Annotated in this window: 17 protein-coding genes; 7 read left to right on the plus strand and 10 right to left on the minus strand. The window is 72.4% G+C overall.

Going from position 1 to position 17,487, the window contains the following annotated elements; genetic code table 11:
- Positions 1-87: 87 nt before the first annotated feature.
- Genes ACS3YM_RS13300 through ACS3YM_RS13315 form a run of 4 tightly spaced genes read left to right on the plus strand, consistent with a single transcriptional unit; the run spans position 88 to position 5,710 of the window.
- Complete coding sequence (locus ACS3YM_RS13300; RefSeq protein WP_439936908.1) at positions 88-2,106, plus strand: beta-galactosidase; 2,019 nt, start codon at positions 88-90, stop codon at positions 2,104-2,106.
- A complete protein-coding gene (locus ACS3YM_RS13305; protein WP_439936909.1) occupies positions 2,106-2,942 on the plus strand; it encodes a DeoR/GlpR family DNA-binding transcription regulator in 837 nt (278 codons plus the stop codon). Before ACS3YM_RS13300 ends, ACS3YM_RS13305 begins: the two co-directional genes overlap by 1 nt.
- Before the next feature lie 8 nt (positions 2,943-2,950).
- Positions 2,951-5,074, plus strand: coding sequence for an alpha-galactosidase (locus tag ACS3YM_RS13310; RefSeq protein ID WP_439936910.1), 2,124 nt, complete (start codon positions 2,951-2,953; stop codon positions 5,072-5,074).
- A gap of 9 nt (positions 5,075-5,083) precedes the next feature.
- The gene (locus ACS3YM_RS13315; protein WP_439936911.1) at positions 5,084-5,710 is read left to right on the plus strand and encodes a class I SAM-dependent methyltransferase; all 627 of its coding nucleotides are present in this window, start codon (positions 5,084-5,086) and stop codon (positions 5,708-5,710) included.
- A gap of 2 nt (positions 5,711-5,712) precedes the next feature.
- Here ACS3YM_RS13315 and ACS3YM_RS13320 read toward each other — a convergent pair whose 3' ends face one another.
- Together ACS3YM_RS13320 and mca are read right to left on the minus strand one after the other, a co-directional pair.
- Complete coding sequence (locus ACS3YM_RS13320) at positions 5,713-5,943, minus strand: hypothetical protein (protein WP_439936912.1); 231 nt, start codon at positions 5,941-5,943, stop codon at positions 5,713-5,715.
- A 23-nt stretch (positions 5,944-5,966) separates the two neighbouring features.
- Positions 5,967-6,881, minus strand: a complete 915-nt coding sequence (gene mca / locus ACS3YM_RS13325) for a mycothiol conjugate amidase Mca (protein ID WP_439936913.1) — start codon at positions 6,879-6,881, stop codon at positions 5,967-5,969.
- A gap of 38 nt (positions 6,882-6,919) precedes the next feature.
- Here mca and ACS3YM_RS13330 point away from each other — a divergent pair, with 38 nt between their 5' ends.
- The gene (locus ACS3YM_RS13330) at positions 6,920-7,309 is read left to right on the plus strand and encodes a DUF4307 domain-containing protein (protein ID WP_439936914.1); all 390 of its coding nucleotides are present in this window, start codon (positions 6,920-6,922) and stop codon (positions 7,307-7,309) included.
- A 202-nt stretch (positions 7,310-7,511) separates the two neighbouring features.
- Positions 7,512-8,003, plus strand: coding sequence for a transcription elongation factor GreA (greA, locus tag ACS3YM_RS13335; protein WP_439936915.1), 492 nt, complete (start codon positions 7,512-7,514; stop codon positions 8,001-8,003).
- Between the two features lie 10 nt (positions 8,004-8,013).
- On the opposite strand, the gene ilvA is transcribed toward greA, so the two are convergent.
- From ilvA to ACS3YM_RS13365, 6 genes are all read right to left on the minus strand, one after another.
- A complete protein-coding gene (gene ilvA, locus ACS3YM_RS13340) occupies positions 8,014-9,222 on the minus strand; it encodes a threonine ammonia-lyase (RefSeq protein ID WP_439936916.1) in 1,209 nt (402 codons plus the stop codon).
- On the minus strand, positions 9,219-10,586 hold the full coding sequence (locus ACS3YM_RS13345) for an AI-2E family transporter (protein WP_439936917.1): 1,368 nt from the start codon (positions 10,584-10,586) through the stop codon (positions 9,219-9,221). The genes ilvA and ACS3YM_RS13345 overlap by 4 nt, the downstream gene beginning before the upstream one ends.
- A gap of 10 nt (positions 10,587-10,596) precedes the next feature.
- Positions 10,597-11,988, minus strand: a complete 1,392-nt coding sequence (locus ACS3YM_RS13350) for a glutamate mutase L (protein WP_439936918.1) — start codon at positions 11,986-11,988, stop codon at positions 10,597-10,599.
- Positions 11,985-12,302 (minus strand): YidH family protein, encoded by a 318-nt coding sequence (locus ACS3YM_RS13355; RefSeq protein WP_439936919.1) that lies wholly within the window; start codon positions 12,300-12,302, stop codon positions 11,985-11,987. Before ACS3YM_RS13355 ends, ACS3YM_RS13350 begins: the two co-directional genes overlap by 4 nt.
- Positions 12,303-12,317: 15 nt before the next feature.
- Entirely contained in the window at positions 12,318-13,493 is a 1,176-nt protein-coding gene (locus ACS3YM_RS13360) for a cystathionine gamma-synthase (protein ID WP_439936920.1), read from the minus strand.
- Positions 13,494-13,601: 108 nt separating this feature from the next.
- Positions 13,602-14,282 (minus strand): hypothetical protein, encoded by a 681-nt coding sequence (locus ACS3YM_RS13365; protein ID WP_439936921.1) that lies wholly within the window; start codon positions 14,280-14,282, stop codon positions 13,602-13,604.
- Between the two features lie 169 nt (positions 14,283-14,451).
- Here ACS3YM_RS13365 and msrA point away from each other — a divergent pair, with 169 nt between their 5' ends.
- The gene (gene msrA, locus ACS3YM_RS13370) at positions 14,452-15,102 is read left to right on the plus strand and encodes a peptide-methionine (S)-S-oxide reductase MsrA (RefSeq protein WP_439936922.1); all 651 of its coding nucleotides are present in this window, start codon (positions 14,452-14,454) and stop codon (positions 15,100-15,102) included.
- Positions 15,103-15,145: 43 nt separating this feature from the next.
- Here the strand turns inward: msrA and ACS3YM_RS13375 are convergent, their stop codons facing one another.
- Both ACS3YM_RS13375 and ACS3YM_RS13380 read right to left on the minus strand, forming a co-directional pair.
- Positions 15,146-16,444, minus strand: coding sequence for a DUF222 domain-containing protein (locus ACS3YM_RS13375; RefSeq protein WP_439936923.1), 1,299 nt, complete (start codon positions 16,442-16,444; stop codon positions 15,146-15,148).
- A 263-nt stretch (positions 16,445-16,707) separates the two neighbouring features.
- Positions 16,708-17,463 carry a DUF2182 domain-containing protein gene (locus ACS3YM_RS13380; RefSeq protein ID WP_439936924.1) on the minus strand — a complete coding sequence of 252 codons (756 nt, stop codon included), beginning with the start codon at positions 17,461-17,463 and terminating at the stop codon, positions 16,708-16,710.
- Positions 17,464-17,487 lie beyond the last annotated feature (24 nt).

The following is a 17,487-nucleotide window of genomic DNA, read 5'->3' on the forward strand; positions in this document are numbered from 1 at the left end:
TCATTTCCCACCTGTTCGAACATTTCCAAACGCTTTTCGACCTCGAATCGTTGACTTTGCCATGTGAGGGTGACCACAGTGGGCGGCATGCCGACATCCCTGCCCGCGCTCGCCTTCGGCGGCGACTACAACCCCGAGCAGTGGCCCCCGGAGGCGCACGCCGAGGACCGCACGCTGATGCGCGAGGCCGGTGTCGACCTCGTGACGCTGGGGGTCTTCTCCTGGGCCTGGCTGCAGCCGGGCCCCGACCGCTGGGACTTCGGCTGGCTCGACGAGCAGATGGACGCCCTGCACGCCGCGGACATCAAGGTCGACCTTGCGACCGCCACGGCGTCCCCCCCTGCCTGGCTGGCGCAGCGCCACCCGGAGATGCTGCCGGTCACCCAGGACGGTCGCACGCTCTGGCCCGGCGGGCGCCAGGCGTTCTGCCCGAGCTCGCCGGTCTACCGCGAGCACGCCCTGGCCCTGTGCACCGCCCTCGCCGAGCGCTACCACGACCACCCGGCCCTGGCCCTGTGGCACGTGTCCAACGAGCTCGGCTGCCACAACGCCCGCTGCTACTGCGACGTGAGCGCGGCAGCCTTCCGCACGTGGCTTCGCCAGAGGTACGACGACGACGTGGCCCGCCTCAACGACGCCTGGGGCACGGCCTTCTGGTCGCAGCGCTACGACGACTTCGAGCAGGTGCTCCCCCCTCGGGTGGCCCCCACGCACGCCAACCCCACGCAGCAGCTGGACTTCCTGCGCTTCTCCTCCGACCAGCTGCTCGACAACTTCGTGGTCGAGCGCGACGTCCTGCACCGCATCTCCCCCGGGGTGCCCGTGACCACCAACTTCATGGTCATGCGCCAGACGATGGAGATGGACTACCTGCGCTGGGGGCGCGAGCTCGACGTGGTGTCCAACGACCACTACCTCATCGCGGCGGAGGCGGGCGGCCACCGCGAGCTGGCCTTCAGCGCCGACCTCACCCGCGGCACGGCGGACGGGCGACCGTGGCTGCTGATGGAGCACTCCACCAGCGCCGTCAACTGGCAGCCGCGCAACCGCGCCAAGCTGCCGGGCGAGATGATCCGCAACAGCCTCGCCCACGTGGCCCGCGGCGCCGACGCCGTGCTGTTCTTCCAGTGGCGGGCCTCGCGCGCCGGGGCTGAGAAGTTCCACTCCGGGCTGCTCCCCCACGCGGGCACCGACACCCGCCAGTGGCGCGAGGTCGTCGAGCTCTCCCGGCTCCTCGACGCCGTCGAGGAGGTCGCCGGCAGCGCGCCGCGCAACCAGGCGGCGATCCTGTTCGACTACGAGGCGTGGTGGGGCTGCGAGCTGGACTCCCACCCCAGCATCGACGTGCGCTACCGCGACCGGGCCGAGGACCTCCACCGGGCCCTCACCGCGCAGGGCGTCGGCGTCGACGTCGTCCACCCGAGCACCGACCTCACGTCGTACGACCTCGTGGTGGTGCCGACGCTCTACCTCGTCTCCGACGAGACCGTCGCCGCGCTCACGGCGGCCGCGGAGGCCGGTGCGACCGTCGTGGTGACCTACTTCAGCGGCATCGTCGACGAGTCCGACCACATCCGCCTCGGCGGCTACCCCGGGGCGTTCCGCGAGCTGCTGGGAGTGCGTACGACCGAGTTCCTCCCGCTGCTCGCGGGCGAGTCGGTGCAGGTGGAGGGCCTCGGTGAGGGCGCCGTCTCCGCCGACACCTGGGCCGAGGACCTGGAGCTCGACGGCGCCGAGGCGCTCGCCACCTATGTCGACGGCCCGGCCGCGGGGCTCCCCGCCGTCACCCGGCGCGCGGTCGGCGACGGTCGCGCCTGGTACGTCGCCACCCGGCTCGACGCCGCCGGCACCGACCGGCTCGTGGAGCGACTGGTCGCCGACGCCGGCCTCGAGCAGCTGCCCGGCGCGTCCGACCTGGTCGAGGTGACCCGTCGCGTCGGCGACGACGCGAGCTGGCTCTTCGTCATCAACCACGGCGACGAGCAGGCCGAGGTGCCCGTCCACGGCGTCGACCTCGTCACCGGTCGTGAGGTCGCGGGCGACCTGCGCGTGCCCGGCGGTGGCGTCGCGGTGGTCCGGGAGGCCGACCCGGGGCGGAGCGACTGATGCTCGCCGCCCAGCGACGCGGGCGCATCCTCGCCGAGCTCAGCCGCGACGGGACGGTGCGCGTCACCGACCTGGTCGAGCTGCTCGGCGTCTCCGACATGACCGTGCGGCGAGACCTCGTGGCCCTCCACCGCGACGGCCTGCTGGAGAAGGTCCACGGTGGCGCGCTGGCGGTGGCCGAGCCCTCCTCCTCCGAGCCCGGCTTCGCCGCGAAGTCGGTGCAGCGCCGGCGCGAGAAGGAGGCGATCGCCGCCGCGGCGGCGGAGCTGGTGCACACCGGGATGGCGATCGCGGTCTCCGCCGGCACCACCACCCACGCGCTGACCGAGCACATCGCCCGCATCCCGAACCTGACCGTCGTCACCAACTCGGTGTGGGTGGCCGACGTCCTGCACCGCACCGGAGAGGCCACCACGTCGGTGCTGCTGACCGGCGGCCTCCGCACCCCCTCCGACGCGCTCGTCGGGCCCGTCGCGGTGTCCTCGCTGCGCAGCCTCCACGTCGACGCGTTCTTCATGGGCGTGCACGGGATGGACGTGCGGGCCGGCTTCAGCACGCCCAACCTGCTCGAGTCGGAGACCAACCGGGCGATGATCGAGCGCTCGCGCCGCCTCATCGTCCTCGCCGACTCCAGCAAGTGGGGCGTGGTCGGCCTCAGCAGCATGGCGGCCCTGTCCGAGGCCTCGGTGCTGGTCACCGACTCCGGGCTCTCCGCGCACGCCAGCGGAGCCCTGGCCGACCACGTCGGCGAGCTGGTGGTCGTCGACCCGGTCGACGGCGACGACGACGAGGCCGGCCACGACTTCCCCGACTTCCCCGACCTCGAGGACGCATGAGCACCCCCATGAGCACACCTTTCGTCCACCTCAGCCGCGGCGGCGTCAGCGTCGTCCTCGGTCACGACGCGTCAGGGATCCCGGCCCTCCTGCACTGGGGCGCCGCGCTCGGCGACCTCGACGACGACACCCTCGCCGGGCTGGTCGCCGCACGGGCGCCGGGCGTCGCCCGCTCGGCCTACGACCAGCCGCGCCTCACCGGGCTCGTGCCCGACGGCACGCGAGGGTTCTCCGGCACCCCCGGGCTGGGCGGTCACCGGGTGGGCGGGAGCGCGACAGCCTCCACGCCGAGCCTGGTCGACTGGCGGGTCGACCTCGACGACGCAGCGGTGACGTGCACCTCGCGCGACGAGGAGGCCGGCTGGGAGGTGCAGGTCGCGCTCGCCCTCGACGCCGCCGGGCTGCTCCACGCACGGACGAGCGTCACCAACACCGCGGACGGGGACCTCCACCTCTCGTCGGTGCTGACCGCCCTGCCGGTCGGTGCCCACGCCAGCGAGCTGCTCGACCTCACCGGCCGCTGGTGCAAGGAGCGCACGCCCCAACGGCACGCGTGGGTCCAGGGGACGCACCGGCGCGACGCACGCCACGGCCGCACCGGCCACGACGCCACGCTGCTCATGGTGGCCGGCATGCCCGGCTTCACCTTCGGCACCGGCGAGGTCTGGGCCGTGCACACCGCCTGGAGCGGCAACCACACGACGTACGCCGAGCGCACCCCCGAGGGCGACTGCCTGCTGGGCGGCGGCGAGCTGCTCGCCCCCGGCGAGGTCGTGCTCACCACCGGCGAGACCTACCGCTCGCCGGAGCTGCTCGGGTCGTGGTCCGCCGCCGGTCTCGACCCCCTGAGCCACCGCTTTCACGCCCACCTGCGCGCGGTCACGCCGCGGGCACGTCGCGAGCGGCCGGTCATCGCCAACACGTGGGAGGCGGTCTACTTCGAGCAGTCGCTGGAGCGGCTCGCCGAGCTGGCCGACGTCGCCGCGTCGGTCGGGGTGGAGCGGTTCGTCCTCGACGACGGCTGGTTCCTCGGGCGGCGCGACGACACCGCCGGCCTGGGTGACTGGACCGTCGACCCCGACGTGTGGCCCGAGGGCCTCACGCCCCTGGTCGACCACGTCACCGGCCGCGGGATGGAGTTCGGCCTGTGGGTCGAGCCGGAGATGGTCAACCCCGACTCCGAGACCGCCCGCCGGCACCCCGAGCGCGTGCTCCGCGGCCGCGCGGCCGCGCCGCCGGAGTGGCGGCACCAGCAGGTGCTCGACCTCCAGGACGACGGTGCCTACGCCGACGTCCGCGACGCCCTGCTTGCCCTCCTCGGCGAGCTCGACATCGCCTACCTGAAGTGGGACCACAACCGCGACCTGGCGGACGTCACCCACGCCGGGCGGCCCGCCGTCCACGGCCAGACGCTCGCGGCGTACCGCCTGCTCGACGAGCTGCGCACCGAGCACCCCACGCTCGAGATCGAGTCCTGCTCCTCGGGCGGCGCTCGCGTCGACGCCGAGGTGCTGGCCCGCACCGACCGTATCTGGCCGAGCGACACCAACGACCCGCTGGAGCGCCAGCACCTGCAGCGGTGGACGTCGCTGCTGGTGCCGCCGGAGCTGATGGGCTCGCACGTCGGGCCGGCCACCTCGCACACCACCGGTCGTACCCATCCCCTGCGCTACCGCGCGGCGACCGCGCTGCTCCACTCGTTCGGCATCGAGTGGGACATGACGCGCCTCGACGACGCCGAGCTGGCCGAGCTGCGCTCGTGGATCGACCTGCACAAGCAGGTGCGGCCTCTCATCGGCTCGGGCACGCTCGTGCACCCCGACCACCCGGACCCGGCGGTCGTGGTCAGCGGCATCGTCGCCGCGGACCGCTCCGAGGGGTGGTACGTCGTCGCGACCGTGGCGGCGACCGCGACCCAGCACCCCGCGCCACTGCGGATCACCGGCCTCGACCCCGACCGCCGCTACCGCCTCACCGAGCAGGCGCCTCCCCCGGCCGGCGGCGCCGACCTGACCCACGCCTGGTCGGCCCACGGCACCGAGCTCACCGGACGGGTGCTGGCCGCAACGGGCATCGCGCTGCCCGTGCTCGACCCCGAGGAGGCGCGGGTGCTGCGCCTGGTCGCCACCTAGGCTGGGCCCGTGGACGCCAGGGCCTGGGACCAGAGGTACGCCGCCAGCGAGCTCGTGTGGTCGCGCGAGCCCAACCAGTTCGTGGCCGCCGAGCTCGCCGACCTGGCGCCCGGCACCGCCGTCGACCTCGCCGCCGGCGAGGGCCGCAACGCGATCTGGCTCGCCTCACGCGGCTGGTCCGCGACCGCTGTCGACTTCTCGCAGGTGGCCCTCGACAAGGGCGCGCGGCTGGCGGACGAGGCGGGCATCGAGCTGGACGGGACGGTGTCCTGGGTCTGTGCCGACGCCACGACCTGGCAGCCGGCCGAGCCCGTCGACCTCGTGGTGGTCGCCTACCTCCAGCTGCCGGCCGAGGACCGGCGCCGGGCGGTGCGGAGCGCGGTCACGATGCTGCGTCCCGGCGGCACCCTGCTGCTGGTCGCGCACGACAGCACGAACCTCACCGAGGGCACCGGCGGGCCGCAGGACCCGGACGTCCTGATGACGGCCGACGACGTCCTCGACGACCTCTCAGGCCTCGACGTCGAGGTCCTCCACGCCGAGCGGGTCGCCCGGGAGGTCCGGTCCGCCGACGAGCACGGCGGCGAGGAGCGGCGTACGGCCTGGGACTGCCTGGTGCGTGTGGTGCGCCGCTGAGCTCACCGCTCGTCGGGGTCGGTGGCCCTCTCGCTGCGGTCCACGGGCTCGTCGCCGTAGAGACCGGCGTCCTTGGCCGCCTGCGCCTTGCGGAGCTGCTTGACCAGGCTGAAGGCGAGCACGACGACGGCGAGGATCATGAAGATCCACATCGCGAAGCCCAGCGGGCCCGCCTTGACGTCGGTGGGCTTCGGCGTCGGGTCGTCGAGGAGGATGATCAGCAGGTCGAGCATGGGTCCAGTGTCCCACTTGCCGCTCAGGGAGCGGGGGTCGGGATGCCGGCGAACAGGTCGTCCTCCGGCCGGGTGGTCTCCACCGTCGACTCGACCAGCTCGTAGTCCTCGGTCGGCCACGTCTTCTGCTGGATCTCGCGCGGGATCGCGAACCAGAAGCCGTCGGGGTCGATCTGCGTCGCGTGGGCGAGCAGCGCCTGGTCACGCACGCCGAAGTAGTCGCTGCACGGCACCTTCGTGGTGATCCGGTCGTCCCAGTCGGGCTCGCGCTCCCACTTCTCGAGGCGCTCGGCGTAGGGCGACTCGAGGTTGTGGGCGAGCATCGCCTCGTGCAGGGCGTTGGTCTTCGCCCAGCTCCAGCCGTGGTGGTAGTAGAGCTTCATCGGCTGCCAGGGCTCCCCCGCGTCGGGGAAGCGCTCCGGGTCGCCGGCCGCAGCGTAGGCGGCGACGGAGACCTCGTGGCAGCGGATGTGGTCGGGGTGCGGGTAGCCCCCGCGCTCGTCGTACGTCGTCATCACGTGGGGCCGGAAGTCGCGGATCAGCCGCACCAGGCGCTCGGTCGCCTCCTCCAGGGGCACGAGCGCGAAGCAGCCCTCGGGCAGGGGCGGGAGGGGGTCGCCCTCCGGCCAGCCGGAGTCGACGAAGCCGAGCCAGTCCTGCCGGACGCCGAGGATGTCGCGGGCGCGGTGCATCTCCTCACGGCGGATCTCGGTGATGTTGTCCCAGACCTCGGGGCGGTCCATCTTGGCGTTGAGGACCGAGCCGCGCTCCCCGCCCGTGCAGGTGACGACGTGGACGTCGACGCCCTCGGCGACGTACTTCGCCGTCGACGCGGCCCCCTTGCTCGACTCGTCGTCGGGGTGGGCGTGGACGTGCATCAGGCGGAGACCGGCGCGGGGCTTGGCGGACGCGGGCCGGTCTGCGTGGGGCTGGGCCATGGGCCTGAGTCTAGGAGGAGGGTCTTACAGTTCCTCGCGTGACCACCGACCTCGCCGATCGCTACGGCGCGCCCTCGCGCTGGCGGCGCCCGGTGACGATCGCGGTGGCCGCGACGGTGGCGGTGGTGAGCCTCGGCTGGCTGGCGTGGACGGTGTGGTTCCACAGCACCCCGGCCGTCACCTCCGACCTGGTCTCCTTCGACGTCACCAGCGACCACGAGGTCGAGACCCGCCTCGACGTGCGGCTCGGCGACGGGGTCGAGGCCAGCTGCCGGCTGCGCGCCTTCGCCGAGGACCACACCACCGTCGGGGAGCTCGCCTTCACGCCGGTCGAGGGCACCAACGAGGTGGTCATCCGCACCGAGCGGCGAGCCACCACGGTCGAGAAGCTGGGCTGCACCGCACCCGGGCAGCCGCGTCCACGCTGAGCGTACGACCTGCGCTTTCGCCGCCGGCTTGCTAACCTGAGGTCCTGCCCGTCCGGCAGCGCTGGCCCACGTCTGCTGCCGCGCTGACTCCGATCGGACGGACGAAGGACACCGACCACTCCCGGTTGCGCTGAGGCACACCCCCAGCACACCCGGGATCCAGCACCACCATGAATCTCTACGTTGAACCAGGAGTTGCGACATGACCGACCAGGGCACCGTCTGGCTGACCCAGGAGGCCTACGACAAGCTCAAGGCCGAGCTCGAGGACCTCAAGGGTCCCAAGCGCCAGGAGATCATCGAGCGCATCTCCGCCGCCCGCGACGAGGGTGACCTCAAGGAGAACGGCGGCTACCACGCCGCCAAGGACGAGCAGGGCAAGCAGGAGGCCCGCATCCGCCAGCTCGAGGACATGCTCCGTCGTGCCGAGGTCGGCGAGACGCCGCCCGACGACGGCGTCGTCGAGCCCGGCATGGTCGTCACGGTCGACTTCGGTGACGGCGACGAGGAGAAGTTCCTCCTCGGCGCCCGCGAGAACCTCTCCGAGGGTGACACCCTCGACGTCTACTCGCCCGAGTCGGCGATGGGCGCCGCGATCAACGGCAAGTCGAAGGGCGAGAAGGTCACCTACACCGCGCCCAACGGCAAGGACCTCACCGTGAAGATCGTCGACGCGGAGCCCTACAAGGCCTGAGCCCCACCGCTCAGTTGTTGACGCGGTAGCCCCGCTCGCGGAGGCGCTCCATCAGGTGCTCCGCGTGGGTCTCGCCGCGGGTCTCGAGCTGGATGCGGACCTCGACCTCGTTGAGGGTGAGGGACGGGGAGATCCGCTCGTGGGCGACCTCCAGCACGTTGGCGCCCTCCTCGCCGATCTCGGTGAGGAGGGAGGCCAGGCCGCCGGGGAGGTCGGGGATGCAGACGCGGAGGTAGAGGTAGCGGCCGGCGGCGGCGAGGCCGTGCCGGATCACCTTGCTCAGCAGGAGCGGGTCGATGTTGCCGCCCGACAGCACCGCCACAGCCGGGGTCTCGAAGCCGCTCGGGTTGTCGAGCAGGGCCGCGACCCCGGCCGCGCCAGCCGGCTCGACGACCTGCTTGGCCCGCTCGATCAGCGCCAGCAGGGCGCGCGAGAGCGACTCCTCCGACACCGTGATGATCTCGTCGACGTGGTCACGGACAGCGGCGAAGGTGATGTCTCCGGGGCGGCCGACCGCGATGCCGTCGGCCATCGTGCTCATCGTCGCCAGCGGCACCGGCTTGCCCTCCGCGAGCGAGCCCGGGTAGGCGGCGGCCCCTTCGGCCTGCACCCCCACGACGCGTACGTCGGGGCGCAGCGCCTTGACCGCGATCGCCACCCCGGCCAGCAGCCCGCCCCCGCCGGTCGGCACCAGCACCGTGCGCACGTCGGGTGCCTGCTCGAGCAGCTCGAGGCCGAGCGTCCCCTGCCCGGCGACGATGTCGACGTGGTCGAAGGGGTGGATCAGCACCGCGCCGGTCCGCTCGGCGAACTCGCGGGCCGCGGCGAGCGAGTCCTCGAGGTAGCGGCCCTCGAAGACGACGTCGGCGCCGTAGCCGCGGGTGGCCTTCTCCTTGGGGATCGGGGCGCCCTCGGGCATGAACACGGTGGCCGTGATGCCCAGCGTGGAGGCGGCCAGGGCCACGCCCTGCGCGTGGTTGCCGGCGGAGGCCGCGACGACGCCGTGGGCGCGCTCCTCCTCGGAGAGCCGGGAGATGCGCACGTAGGCGCCGCGCGACTTGAAGGAGCCGGTGCGCTGGAGGTTCTCGCACTTGAGCGACACCGGTCCCCCGACCAGCGCGGAGAGCCAGCGCGACTCCTCCATCGGCGTGGTCACCGTGATGTCGTCCAGCAGCTCGCGCGCGGCCACGATGTCGGCCAGGGTCACCTGCTCGGTCATGTCTCGTCCTTCTCGTCGGGGGCGTCGGGTCCTGCGAGGGGGCTGTCGTCCTCGGGGACCTCGTCGGGCGGCACCCCGTCGGTGGCGAGGTCCACGTCGAGGGCCTCGTCGGGGTCGTCGTCCCCGACGTCGGTGTAGCTGGCCAGGTGCTGGGCGACGGCGTTGCCCGCGGCTGCGAGGGGTACGGCGATGAGTGCGCCCGCGATGCCGGCGACGAGCACGCCGCAGCCGATCGCGACGATGACGCCGAGCGGGTGCAGCGAGACGAAGCGGCCCATGAGGAACGGCTGCAGGACGTGGCCCTCGAGCTGCTGGACCACGATCACGCCGATCAGCATGAGCAGCGCGGTCCAGGGCCCCTGGTCCACGAGCGCGACCAGGATGGCCACGGTGCCGGCGACGGTCGCGCCGATCATCGGCACGAAGGCGCCGAGGAAGACCAGCACACCGATCGCGACCACGAACGGCACGCCCAGGAAGAAGGCGACGGCCATGATCCCGGCCGCGTCGGCCAGGGCGACCAGGACCGTGGCGCGGACGAACTGGGTGAGCGACACCCAGGCCACGCGGCCCGAGGCGTCGGCCCGCTCGCGCGCGGCGCGCGGTGCGAGCCGCACGAGCCACGACCAGATGCGGTCGCCGTCAGCGAGGAAGAAGTAGGTCGAGAACAGGACGATGAAGAAGCCCGCGACCACGTGCCCCACGGCGGTGCCCACCTCGGTGACGCGGGAGACCACGCCACCGCTGCCGGTGCTGTCGGTCACCGCGCCCTGGATCTCCTTGATGTAGCGGTCGAGCTGGGAGTCCGAGACGTTGAGGGGCCCGTTGCGCAACCAGCTGCGGACCTGGTCGAGGCCCGTCACCACCGAGTCGGCGAGGTCGGTGGCGCCCTGGGCGACCTGCTGGCCGACGTAGGTGAGGAGCATGGCCACGGCTCCGATGCCGAGCACCATGACGATGCCGGTCGCCGCGCCTCGGGGCAGCCCGATCCGGCGCAGCGCGTTGACCAGCGGCACGGCCAGGGCCGCGATCAGCAGGGAGACGGCCAGCGGGAGCGTGATGACCGCGAAGAAGCGCAGCGTCCACAGCAGCCCGAGCATCGCCACGACGATGACGATGAGCCGCCACGACCAGGCCGCGGCGAGGTCGAGGCCCCACGGCACCTGCGCGCGGCTGAAGTTGGACGGCCCGGTGGTGAAGGCCGGCTCGGCCCGGCGCTCGGCGCGCAGCTGGGCCCACTGGGCCGCGAACCGCTCCGCCAGCCCGTCGTCGTCGTCGCCGCGACCGAGGGCCGCGAACAGGCGTCGGCGGCGCGACTCCTCCTCGGAGAGCTCGTTGCCTCCTGGCGTGTGCTGGTCGCTCACCTCGGCCACGCTACCGATCGACCGACGTGCGCAGGCGGCTCACCAGGCGGTGCGCCGCGACCGGGTGCTCCTCGGCCAGCAGGCCGGCCGCGGCCAGCACGTAGTCGCGGTCCACGACCACCGCCGGGTCGCGTGGGAGCTGCCAGCCGCCCTCGAACGCGTCACCCGTCGCCGGCAGCAGCACACGTCGTACGGCGTCGGGGCCGCCATGGCGGAGCACGCCGCCCGACCCGACCAGCAGGTCGACCTCGCGGAGGTCCTTGCCGCTGCGCTCGACGACCCGGCCCTCGGGGCTGACCACGACCTTGCTCCGGCCGGCATGGCGCTCCAGTGCGATCCGCACGGCAGCGGCGGCGATGTCGAGGTCGGCCTCGCGCTCGGCGTCGGAGTCGGGGAGGAAGTCGGGGTGCTCGTGCCGCCGGGCGGCCGCGGACGTGAGGTCGTCGCGGCCGGCCGCCTCCACCGTCGAGATCGCCGACCAGCGCATGCCGAGGTCCCCCTCGACGGTGCGTGTCACCGGGGTCGTCGCGACCACCTCGCGGGCGAGACCACTGTCCTCCGGGTCGAGCTCGACCACGCTGTGCACGTCGGTGGTGGCGCCACCGACGTCGACGACGACGACGTCACCGGCACCGCGGTGCTGGTCGTCGAGGCCGCGGGCGAGCAGCTCCACGCCGGTGAGGACGACGTCCGGCGTCGCGCCGCGCACGAGCTCGGTGAAGGAGCGGCCCCGGGCGTCGGTGCGGCTGCTGAGGTGCTTGCCGCCGATGACGTGGCTGAGGAAGATCTCGCGGATCGCGCGTCGGGCGCTGTCGGGTGCGAGCACGCCGATCCGCGGCACCACGTTGTCGGCGACGACGTGGGGCGTGCCGGCGCCCCGGAGGAGGTCGGCGACGACGGCCTGCGAGTCGATGTTGCCGGCCACGACGACCGGGCCGTGCCACGGCGTACGGGCCAGGAAGGCGGCGTCGCCCTCGAGCACCTCGGCGTTGCCGCCGTCGGTGCCGCCGACCAGCAGCACCACGTCGGGCTCGGCCGCGCGCAGGTCGGCGAGCTTGGCGTCGTCGAGCCCTCCGGAGAGCACCAGCACCACCTTGCCGCCGCTGGACAGCGCGACCCGGCGGCCCGCCTCGGCGGTGACCAGCTCCTCGTTGCCGACGACGGCGACCCGCAGCCCTCCCCCGGCGCTCGAGCAGGCGAGCACGTCGGCGTCGAGGGCGCGCCGGTCCTGCTCGGCGAGCACCGCCAGGCACGCGTCGTACCCGTCGAGGACGTCGCCGTTGCCCGCGGCGTCCGGGAGGGTCGTCGGGTGGCTCGCACCGGCGAGCAGCGCGCCGGTGTCGAGGTCGACCAGCGCGGCCTTGGTGAACGTCGAGCCGAAGTCGACGCAGACGATGCTCACACCACCACCGAGATGCCCGCGGCCACGACCACGACGAGCACGGCGGCGGCCAGCACGTGGACGCTGGTGCCGGTGGGCAGGTCGCGGCCCGTGCGGATGGCCTGGTCGGCCTGGCGGTAGCGCAGCCACCCGCCGGCCGCGGCGACCATCGCCGAGGCCAGGAGCAGGATGCCGAGCACCTTCTGGGACCACGACGGGTCGAGCAGGTGGAAGACCGCCAGCGCCGCGGCGACCAGGCCGACCGCGGTGCGCTCGTAGGCGAGGAACGTCCGCTCGTTGGCCAATGAGAAGCGGACGTCGGGGTGGTCGGTCACGTCAGCCCGGTCACGTCAGCCCAGCGACCGGTCGAGGTCGGCGACGAGGTCGTCGATGCTCTCGATCCCGACGCTGAGGCGGACCAGGTCGGCGGGGACCTCGAGGTCAGTGCCGGCGACGCTGGCGTGGGTCATCTTCCCGGGGTGCTCGATCAGCGACTCGACGCCGCCGAGCGACTCCCCGAGCGTGAACACCTCGGCGCGCTCGCAGACCGCGAGCGCCTGCTCGAGACCGCCGGCGACGCGGAAGGAGATCATCCCGCCGAAGCGCTTCATCTGGCGCGCGGCGACCTCGTGGCCGGGGTGGGCGGTGAGACCGGGGTAGATCACCTCGGTGACCCGCGGGTCACCGTCGAGGAACTCCACGATCTTCTCGGCGTTGTCGCAGTGGCGGTCCATGCGTACGCCAAGCGTCTTGAGGCCGCGGTGGGTGAGGAACGCGTCGAACGGGCCGGCGACGGCGCCCATGGCGTTCTGGTGGAAGCCGATCTTCTCGGCCAGGTCGAGGTCGCGCACGACCACGGCCCCACCCACGACGTCGCTGTGCCCGCCGACGTACTTGGTGGTGGAGTGCAGCACCACGTCGGCGCCCAGCGTCAGGGGCTGCTGGAGGTAGGGCGAGGCGAAGGTGTTGTCGACGACGAGCAGCGCGCCCGCGTCGTGGGCGACCGTGGCGAGCGCCTCGATGTCGCCGATGGTGAGCATCGGGTTGGTGGGCGTCTCGACCCAGACCATCTTCGTGCGTCCGGGGACGATCGCCGCGGCCACGGCGTCCACGTCGGCGACCGGCGCGGGGCTGTGGTCGGTGCCCCACAGCTTGGCGACCTTGTCGAAGAGGCGGAACGTGCCGCCGTAGGCGTCGTCGGGGATGACGACGTGGTCGCCGGGGCGGGTCAGCGCCCGGATGACGGTGTCCTCGGCCGCGAGGCCTGAGGCGAAGGCGAACCCTCTCTCGCCGTCCTCCACCGCCGCGAGCGCGCCCTCGAGCGCCGTACGCGTGGGGTTGGCGGAGCGGCTGTACTCGTAGCCGCCGCGCAGGCCGCCGACACCGTCCTGCTTGTAGGTGCTGCTGGCGTAGATGGGCGGGTTGACCGCCCCGGTCATCGCGTCGGGCTCGTAGCCGGCGTGGATCGCACGCGTCTCGAACCCGGCCTTGTCGGCACGCTCCTGGTGGGCACTGTGCTGGGTCACACGGCGAGCGTAGACCCCGCCGTCCGTGCGACGCACAGCACCGGACGCCAGAACGGCCGCCACGTCCACGGGGTGGCGGCCGTCCCGCGCCGGTGCGCTGGGGTCAGCTCAGCGGACCGCCCAGGATCCCCAGATCTCCACTCCGGCGGTGGCGTCGTTCCTGATGTTGATGTAGGCGCCGTACCTCGACGCGTTGTTGCTGGCCGAGGACAACGTGGCGTCCATGACCCGGAACGTCCCGCCCGAGTTGAGCTGGAGGAAGATGCACAGGTTGCCCGGGTTCGCCTGGGGCAGCGCAACCGTGCCCCCGGCACACTGAGCGGGAGCGGCTGCACCCGGGTTGACGACCGTCACCGCGGGCGCCGCAGCGAGTGTCGTGCCGAACATGATGTCGTCGGCGATGAAGCCGTCGGCCGGCACGCTGGGGTCGAAGAGGTCGAACAGTCCGCGCTTGGTCGGCTCGGCAGCCTCGTACCTCCCGTCGGAGTCGGCCTTGCTGTACGAGGATCCGGCACCGGCGTACTTCGCGTCGCTCTCCGCCTTGGTGTAGCCCGAGCCGGCGGTCTCGTACGAGCCCTTCGGCTGGTACTTCGTGTCGCTCTGCGCCTTCGTGTAGTAGCGCCTGTCCGCGAGCGGCTTGAGGTTCTTCTTCCAGATCTTCTTCCAGTTGGTCGCCACAGCCTGGCTGACCTCGGCCCCGGCGGGCGTGACGGCCATCAGGCCTCCCCCGACCAGGACCCCGAACAGGATGGCAACGACGAGCTGCCGAACCGGTCGACGTGAAGACATAGGGATGTTCCTTTCCAATGGGGGTGGGATTGCGCGCCGCTCACGGTGCTCTCCCGCCACCCCCGGGCGCATCGGTGACAGCACGACGTCTAGACCAGGTAGTTCCACCGATGCCGCTCGCGGCGAGACGCCGGATCCCGCGACTTGCCCGCCGCGCGATGATGGGGGCATGTTCGGATTCGGGAAGCCCACCACCCTGCCCACCGCCGACCAGGCCCTGCCCGGTCGAGCGCAGCCGATGTGGTCCCTCGGGGAGCACGTGGTCCTCCACACGCCGGTCGTGAGCGACGAGGTCCCCGCCGGCCACGAGGTCGCCCTGCTGGGCCTGGGCTGCTTCTGGGGTGCCGAGGAGATCTACTGGCAGGTGCCCGGCGTCTGGTCGACGTCCGTCGGCTACGCGGGCGGCACCACGCCGAACCCCACCTACGAAGAGGTCTGCAGCGGCCAGACGGGCCACACCGAGGCGATCCGCGTCGTCTTCGACCCCGCCGTCGTGTCCTACGCCGACCTGGTCAAGAAGTTCTTCGAGATCCACGACCCGACGCAGGGCATGCGCCAGGGCAACGACGTCGGCACCCAGTACCGCTCGGCGATCTACTGGACGACCCCGGAGCAGGAGCAGACCGCGCGCGAGCTGACCAAGGCGTACGGCGAGGAGCTGGCGCGCCGCGGTCTCGGCGAGATCACCACCGAGATCCGCCCCGCGAGCGAGGCGCCGTACTTCTACGCCGAGGACGCCCACCAGCAGTACTTGGCGAAGAACCCCTTCGGCTACCGCTGCCACGCCAACACGGGTGTGAAGTTCCCCGAGACTGCGTGACACCTCCTTCGCGATCGGCCCGCTTGTCGTTCAGTGCCCGACCCTATTGGCGTCGCGCGAACGTGATCGTGTTGTCGGCGTGGACGGTCACCACGTAGCGGGAGTCGTGGGCCAGGCGGTGGTGGGCCGGGCACAGGAGCCGGCCTCGGGCAAGATCGGTGAGCCCGCCGCGAGACCACAGGTCGTCGTGATGGGCGTGGCAGCCGGATGCGGTGGTCTCACAGCCCCTCGCGGTGCATCCGCCGTCACGCAGACCCATCGCGATCCGCTGGGCCTTCGTGTAGAGACGGGCGGCGCGCCCCAGGTCGAGGGGCTGCGAGCTGGTGCCGAGCACGGCCGGGATGATCCCGGCCTCACACGCCAGCCGGCGGGCCTGTCCCGCGGTCATCCGGGTGCCGTCGTCCAGCAGCGCGGTGGCGTGCTCGCCGAGCAGCTGCTCGAGTGTCATCGTCACGACGACGGTGGCGTTGACGCCTGCGGTCTGCGGTGTGTGGTCGGCCGGGTACCGCTCGACGTACTCCATGAACGCCTCACCGAGACGGCGCCGCAAGGGCTTCCACTCACCGGACTCGTCGCGCAGCTCCGCTTCGGTGTGGCGGGCGGGGTTGGCGAGTGCGAGGAGGTGTCGCTTGAGCATCGCACCGACGTGGGATAGGACCACGAAGCGGCCGTGGCAACGGCCGTGGCCGTCGTCGACCAGCGTCAGCTCGACTCCCGCGAACGCCCGCGACTCCTCCTGCTCGAGCAGCCGTGCCTCGTGGCACTCCCCCACCTCCGGGGCCACGACGTCCAGGATCCGCTTGCCGAGCTGGCGCAGCGCCTTCGCGTCGTGGTCGGCGGCCGCGGCGAGCAGGTGGTCGCGCGCCTGCTCGCGGATCGCGGCGTCCACCCGGGAAGGGAGGGCGTCGACGGCCTCGACGATCACCTGGGCCTGCTCCACCCGGAGGCGACCAGCAGCGAGCACCTCCGCGACGGGCGCGTGCCGGTCGTGCTCCAGGGACGTCGCGAGCCCCGTGAGGCGAGCGGCCTCGGCACGGGTGCTCCGGCTGCGGTGAGCGAGCCACGCGGCGGTGTGCCGGGCGCCGACCTCGTCGCTGAGCCGACGCCGGTCGGCCTCCGCGGCAGACCGGCACTGAAGGCTCGTCACCCGGCTCGAGGCCGCGGTGGCCACATCGAGCAGCCGTGCGACGTCACCGTCGCCGAGTGCGCCCAGCGACATGGCGTGGAGCTCGTCCAGCACACCGTCGAGACGCCGCACTAGCAAGCCCAGCAGCGGCGACGCAGCGGCTTCCACGCCGGGCGCGCGCGAGGACTGCTCGTCCTCGGCTGGGATGGCACTCACGGGTCGGACCTCTCCACGCCGTGTAGGCGCGTCGACAACAGATGGGGCCGATGTCTGAGGTGAGTGCAGCCGATGTGCGGCTATCCGAAGGACCCGAGCTCGCTCGCTCGAAACTGTGTTCGAAGTCTACGGGCCGCCACTGACAGGGGTCAATAGAAGCCGCAATGACGCGCCCGTGACATCTCGAGAACCGGGCGCACGCACATCGCTCGTCCTGCTGCCGAAGCGAGCATCTATGGGAACGTGCCCACTTGCCGCCTCGCTCAGGCGAGTGTGGCCAGGACGTCTGGTTCGAGCCATACGGTCACCGCCAGGGCTGCGAGCAGGACGCCTATGGCCTGGCTGGTGCGTTCCCCGTGGCGGGTCACCTTCTCCACGGCAATCGCTGCTGCGAGGACGCCCATCCAGACCAGGCTCATCACGCCCAACGCGAGCAGGACTGCCATCAACGCCCAGCAGCACCCGAGGCAGTAAGCGCCGTGCGCCAGGCCGGCACGGAAGGCTCCCCTGCGGCTGGCCACCGCCCGCGGCCCGTGCTGCAGGAGGAGCACGACCGGCGATCGACAGTGCCGCAGGCAGACCCGCTTCAGCGGAGTCAGCTCGTACACCGCCGCCACCGCGAGCACGGCCGCGCCGGCGCGTGACACCGTCGTCGGCGACCCTGCGGCGAGCTCCTCGAAGCCGCGCCACACCACGTAGGCGATCCCGCCCGTCGCGGCCCACACCGCGAAGTAGCCGAGCGTCAGCAGAACGGTGCCCGACCTGCCCGCCCGGCCCGCACGCATCAGCCGACTGGCGCCGATCGTGAAAGGCACCAGGCTCGGCAGCATCATCGCCGCCATCATCACGATCCAGGTCGTCAGGAAGTACGCCGCGCTCATCTGATCGGCGGGCATGACCATGTCGCCCATCGGATCAGCGCCGGTCAGAAGTCCCACCCGCATCTCGGGTGACCCCAGCAGATGCGTCAGCAACCATGCCCCGGCAGCCAGCCCTAGCAGCACGCCGGCGAGAAGCACCTCACCTCGCGACCAGCGACGAAG

This window comes from Nocardioides sp. N13(2025), assembly GCF_051912545.1.
Classification (GTDB): Bacteria; Actinomycetota; Actinomycetes; order Propionibacteriales; family Nocardioidaceae; genus Nocardioides.